A 5,671-nucleotide genomic window follows, 5' to 3' on the forward strand; every position below is an offset into this window, starting at 1 on the left:
GTATTCAATCTAGTAGTATCGCAGTTGGATTTGAAAACTCTAATGGTATTAGCAAATATATAACTGGTATATTTTTAGTCATGTTACTAGCAGCAATTATTTTTGGTGGTGTAAAGAGAATTGCTGGCGTTTCTCAAATGCTTGTTCCATTTATGGCAATTGGTTATGTAATTGTTACATGTATCATATTAATTGCGAATGTAACGGAGATTCCAAGGATGTTTGCTTTAATTTTCTCTAGCGCATTTGGTGTAAATGAAATGTTTGGTGGAATTGTTGGTGCAGCTATTGCATGGGGCGTAAAACGCGCTGTATTTTCAAACGTTGCTGGTGTCGGAGAAGCGACGTATAGTTCGGCGGCTGCTGAAGTATCGCATCCCGCAAAACAAGGATTAGTTCAAGCGTTTTCCGTATATATCGATACAATTGTCGTATGTACAGCGACAGCTCTTATGATTTTAATAACAGGTATGTATAATGTTATACCTGAAGGGAAAACCGCCATTGTACAAAACATAGGAAATGTGGAAGCTGGTCCAATTTATACACAACAAGCAGTTGAAACTGTGATAACAGGGTTTGGTCCAATATTTATTTCAATTGCGATTTTCTTTTTTGCATTTACAACGTTACTCGCTTATTACTATATCGCTGAAACGACACTTACTTATTTAGATCGTCAACTGAAATATGGCTGGTTAAAACCAGTTTTAAAATTTGGATTTTTAATTATGGTTTACATCGGTAGCGTTGAATCAGCGTCGCTTTTATGGAATCTTGGAGATTTAGGAATCGGTAGTATGGCATGGTTAAACTTAATCGCAATCTTACTTTTAAGTAAAACCGCATTAAAAGTGTTAAAAGATTATGAAACGCAGAAAAAAGAAGGGAAAGATCCAGTATTTAATCCTAAAAATGTGGGGATTGAAGGATTAACATTTGGGGAAGAAAGAAGTAAAGAGGTTGAAAGAAAAAGTTATTGTAGATGATAATTTAAAATTATAACTTAAATTAACTAAAAATTCTTAATTTAAAAGAAGGTATATTGCCTCCATTTCATCACATACTACAATAAGTATGGATAATATGACTGGAGGGAATAAGATGGAACATGAGCAACATAGTTCGATAAATGATATTCTACATCATTATAAAGAAGGTATAGGTAGTTTTACAAATCAAATTCCTGAAATCGCTGAGACATATAATGCGTTCACGCAAGCTTGTTTTCAAGAGGGTTCTTTAACAAAAAGAGAAAAACAACTTATTGCATTAGGAATTAGTTTAGCAACGCAAGATGAGTATTGTACAATTTATCATACAAAAGGTTGTCTTGATCAAGGATGTTCGGATAAAGAGATTCTAGAAGCATGTGGTGTTTCAGCAGCATTTGCTGGCGGAGCTGCGATGAGTCAAGCGGTAACTTTAGTGCAAGAGTGTTTAACAGAATTGAAAAATCAAAAGCATTGAATAAAAAAACGTTTTAAACTTTATGTTTAAAACGTTTTTTATGTGAAATTAAATTTGAGTATAAAAATTATCTAGGATGGGTTCAATTTATGGTTATACAATAATGGGAGAATTTTAAATTTAGTAGGAATGAGAAATAACAACTATTTATTTAATTTTAAGGTTTTGTAAAAAGCTTCAATTGCTTCATATAATCAATGGCTTTTGTTTTATTTTTCTGTTTAGAAACATAATGTGCCTCATTAAAATCTCTATAGTAACTGTTAACTACTTCTTCAGAAAGAGCACCGTCAGAGATAGCTCTTTTAACCGCGCAGTTTGGTTCGTTTGTATGTGAACAGTTAGAAAATTTACATCTCATAGAAATCTTTTTTATATCTTCATATCCAAATTCAAAATTCCCCTCAAGGTTTATCAAGTCAAATCCTATTTTACTAATAAGAAATCCCTCCATTTTTGAAAGAGTCTTTTAGAAACATAAATACAAATTTTATCGTTTTCAATTTGTATTTACTTTAATATTCTATATCTTCATAAATAGATTTTTCTACATCAGGAAGAACTGTGTATATACTCTTACCGATTAAAGCTTCTAATTCTTTCTTAATCGCATAAAACCCTTTCCAATGTAAAGATGTATGAGATGTTGTACCATGACGCAAACCAACAGAAATTAATCTTCTTTCCAGCGTAGTAAAGCCATCCGCATCAGCAAGAGCGTCACAAAGAGTAATTACTTTATTGTATAAGTCGTAGTTACAATGTTCATTTAATATTTCAACTAATCGGCTTCTCGTATGGTCAGGAACGAGACTCCATTCCGCTGCGATATCTATATGTTCATTTTTGCATGGGAATGAGTGTGTCACACAAATAACAGCGTTTCCTGTATACCCTAAATCATTCATATACATATAACCATCATAGGAATGAATGACCGATTTGGTAAAACCTTTGTATCTTCCGATATCATGCAAAAGGGCAGCGTTATATGCTATGTCAGCATCTAGCTTGTACCCTTTTTTTATAAGTTCTATAATTATGTTTTCAGTTGCATGAGCAACATGTAGTGAATGTTCAAACCAAGGGCCCGGGTTTTGTTCATATGCCCATTCGAGTTATTCTTTTGCGTACGTTCTATCTAATATATATTTCATATCGTTATCCTTTCACAAAAAATCATATCTTAACTATAAATTCCTCTTATTATTTCATTATTCCTTCTTTAAAAATTGTTACAATGAAACAAAAGGGGGAAAAGTAATGCGAAATTTAGTAATTGAAGAAATTAAGAAACTAGAAAATGATATAGAAGAACTTTCGAAACTTTTGAAAATGGTTGTAAATGATGGGGCATCAATTGGTTTTTTGCCTCCACTGGAACAAAAAGATGCAACAAAGTATTGGCAAACAGTATTAGCGCCAGAAGTGATATTGTATGTGGCTAAAATAAACAACGAAGTAGCAGGGAGTATTCAATTACAATTAGTTACTAAGCCTAACGGAATTCATAGAGCTGAGATTTGCAAATTAATGACTCATCCAAACTTTAGACGAAACGGTATTGGACGATCGCTTATGCAAAAAGCAGAGGAACGAGCAAAGCAAGAAAACAGGTCTCTTTTAGTATTAGATACTAGAGAAGGAGATCCTTCCAATAAATTGTACAAATCACTAGACTACCAAGAAGTTGGAACAATACCAGGGTATGCAATTTCTCCGAATGGAAAGTTAGATGCTACGGTTCTTTATTATAAAAACATTTAAGTTATAATCAAACGGGGAGAGTGCTTGATTATTAGTAAGTGAATAATAAACGACTATTTTTAACACCGTCTATATTTTTCTGGCGGTGTTAAAATAGTTAATTATAATCTAATTAACGCACTAAATGAATTTGAGAAAGTTTTTAGAGGGTTCTTTTAGTAATGATTCTCGTCTTATAATAAATGTAGAGAAGATGACTAGCCAACTATAGTTATTTTCGCTTTATTATGGGAAGGGGATGAAAGTATGAAAAAGAATAGTTTACAAAAGATGAAGAAAGTTATTTTAAGTGGTGGCGTATTACTTACGGGATTATTAACATTTGGATTTTCAGAAAAGGCTTCAGCTCATGGATATGTAGAATCACCAGCGAGCCGATCTTATTTATGTAAGCAAGGGGTAAATGTAAATTGTGGACCAATTCAATATGAACCTCAAAGCGTAGAAGGAATAGGTGGATTTCCGCAACTAGGACCTTCTGATGGACAAATTGCAGGGGCTGGTCATTTTCCCGCTTTAGATGTTCAAACTGTAGATAGGTGGAAGAAAGTTACGTTAAATGGCGGGACGAATACATTCAAGTGGAAACTAACGGCTCCTCATAGTACGAAAGAGTGGAAATACTATATTACGAAAAAAGGTTGGAATCCCAATAAACCTTTGACGCGATCAGATTTAGATTTAGTGCCATTCTATGTGAAAAATGACGGTGGAGCTAGACCAGGGACAACAGTAACGCACGAAGCGAATGTACCAACTGACCGTAGTGGATACCATCTTATTTTAGCTGTTTGGGAAATTGCAGACACTGGAAATGCGTTTTATCAAGTTATAGATGTAAACCTTTTGAATAATGGCTTATCCTCAAAATTCGCTTTTAACAATGTAGTACAAGCTCCTACACTATTTTAATTGAAACATACATTTCGATCATCTAATTCATTTTAGATGATTTTTTTTATGAAAATGATGAAAAATATAGAAGAAAGTGCAATTATTTATAAAAAAATATGCTTTAAATATTGTCATATTTGCTTCTTTAAGATATCCTTTTCATGAAGAGGTGGAAAACATGGAAAAAGTACTAGTTTTCGGGCATAAAAACCCAGATACAGATGCAATTTGTTCTGCAATTGCTTATGCAGAATTGAAAAAAGAATTAGGAATGAATGCTGAGCCTGTACGTTTAGGCGAAATCAGCGGTGAAACTCAATTTGCGTTAGACTATTTTAAAGTAGAAGGACCGCGTTTTGTTGAGACAGTAGCAAGCGAAGTGGACAACGTTATTTTAGTTGACCATAACGAGCGTCAACAAAGTGCTAACGATATCGAATCAGTTCGTGTGTTAGAAGTTATTGACCATCACCGTATTGCTAACTTTGAAACAAGCGATCCTATATACTATCGTTGTGAGCCAGTTGGCTGTACAGCTACAATCTTAAACAAAATGTACAAAGAAAATGGCGTAATAATTCGTAAAGAAGTTGCAGGTTTAATGTTATCTGCAATCATTTCAGATTCTTTACTATTCAAATCTCCAACTTGCACAGAACAAGACGTAGCAGCTGCTCGTGAATTAGCGGAAATCGCTGGTGTAGATGCAGATAAATACGGCTTAGAAATGTTAAAAGCTGGTGCTGACTTAAGCGGAAAAACAATGGAGCAATTAATCTCTCTTGACGCTAAAGAATTCCAAATGGGTAATGCGAAAGTTGAAATCGCACAAGTAAACGCTGTTGATACAAACGACGTTCTTGTACACCAAGCGGAACTTGAAAAAGTAATTTCTGCAGTAGTAGAAGAAAAAGGTTTAGACCTATTCTTATTCGTTGTAACTGATATCTTAACTAACGATTCTGTTGGTCTTGCGATCGGTAAAGCAGCAAACGTTGTTGAGAAAGCATACAACGTATCACTAGAAAACAATACAGCTACTTTAAAAGGTGTTGTATCTCGTAAAAAACAAATCGTACCAGTATTAACAGAAGCATTCCAAGCTTAATCGTATTGCGTACAGATGAACAGTAAGGACAAGTAGTCAGATTGGCTACTTGTCCTTTTTTATTTATAATAAGCAGAAATTTTTAACTTTTAAACAGTCGCATTGTGTATGCTTAATGATATGGAAGTATTGAAAAGTAAATTACAGGGGCTTTTTGAAAAAATATTGCATCTGTTTCAAAATTAGAGAGCTGGATTTCGGAGGAACTGCGTTTAAACGCTGAAATACAGATGTTGCGTTTAACTTTTTAGAAGAAAGGATATAAATTTTTGATTAACGAATTAAAATAAGGATAGTGTTAGCTATCCTTATAATCGTTTATTCGTAAGATTTTTTCTTGTTTATATAAAATGTGATTATCGTAGTAATGAAGAAAATAGGTATCGCATACACTTGCCCAACAAATAACTTCCAGCCGACATAATTATAGCC

General features: G+C 33.7%; 7 protein-coding genes and 1 pseudogene. 5 read left to right on the forward strand and 3 right to left on the reverse strand.

Translation table 11 applies throughout. The features are described 5' to 3' along the window. Together GBN78_RS28075 and GBN78_RS28080 are read left to right on the forward strand one after the other, a co-directional pair. Positions 1 to 989 (forward strand): alanine/glycine:cation symporter family protein (locus GBN78_RS28075; protein ID WP_152127948.1); only part of this gene is annotated, 989 nt, incomplete at its 5' end. A gap of 88 nt (positions 990 to 1,077) precedes the next feature. Continuing rightward, a complete protein-coding gene (locus tag GBN78_RS28080) occupies positions 1,078 to 1,470 on the forward strand; it encodes a carboxymuconolactone decarboxylase family protein (protein WP_002005224.1) in 393 nt (130 codons plus the stop codon). Between the two features lie 157 nt (positions 1,471 to 1,627). On the opposite strand, the gene GBN78_RS28085 is transcribed toward GBN78_RS28080, so the two are convergent. Both GBN78_RS28085 and GBN78_RS28090 read right to left on the reverse strand, forming a co-directional pair. Then, positions 1,628 to 1,924: a P-loop NTPase family protein gene (locus GBN78_RS28085; protein WP_000398281.1), complete on the reverse strand. Its 297-nt coding sequence runs from the start codon at positions 1,922 to 1,924 to the stop codon at positions 1,628 to 1,630. A 61-nt stretch (positions 1,925 to 1,985) separates the two neighbouring features. Continuing rightward, a pseudogene (locus tag GBN78_RS28090) lies at positions 1,986 to 2,627 on the reverse strand (HD domain-containing protein). Between the two features lie 106 nt (positions 2,628 to 2,733). Between GBN78_RS28090 and GBN78_RS28095 the strand changes: the two are divergent. The 3 genes from GBN78_RS28095 (at position 2,734) to ppaC (ending at position 5,239) form a co-directional block, all read left to right on the forward strand. After that, positions 2,734 to 3,237 (forward strand): GNAT family N-acetyltransferase, encoded by a 504-nt coding sequence (locus tag GBN78_RS28095; RefSeq protein WP_001245250.1) that lies wholly within the window; start codon positions 2,734 to 2,736, stop codon positions 3,235 to 3,237. 246 nt (positions 3,238 to 3,483) lie between these two features. After that, positions 3,484 to 4,149, forward strand: a complete 666-nt coding sequence (locus GBN78_RS28100; protein WP_000742278.1) for a lytic polysaccharide monooxygenase — start codon at positions 3,484 to 3,486, stop codon at positions 4,147 to 4,149. Positions 4,150 to 4,309: 160 nt separating this feature from the next. After that, positions 4,310 to 5,239: a manganese-dependent inorganic pyrophosphatase gene (gene ppaC, locus GBN78_RS28105; protein ID WP_152127949.1), complete on the forward strand. Its 930-nt coding sequence runs from the start codon at positions 4,310 to 4,312 to the stop codon at positions 5,237 to 5,239. 318 nt (positions 5,240 to 5,557) lie between these two features. Here the strand turns inward: ppaC and GBN78_RS28110 are convergent. Next, a partial coding sequence (locus GBN78_RS28110; protein ID WP_152127950.1) for a DUF4017 family protein occupies positions 5,558 to 5,671 on the reverse strand: 114 nt, incomplete at its 5' end.

The sequence above is a fragment of the Bacillus sp. B2-WWTP-C-10-Post-4 genome (assembly GCF_009183805.1).
Lineage (GTDB): Bacteria > Bacillota > Bacilli > Bacillales > Bacillaceae_G > Bacillus_A > Bacillus_A cereus.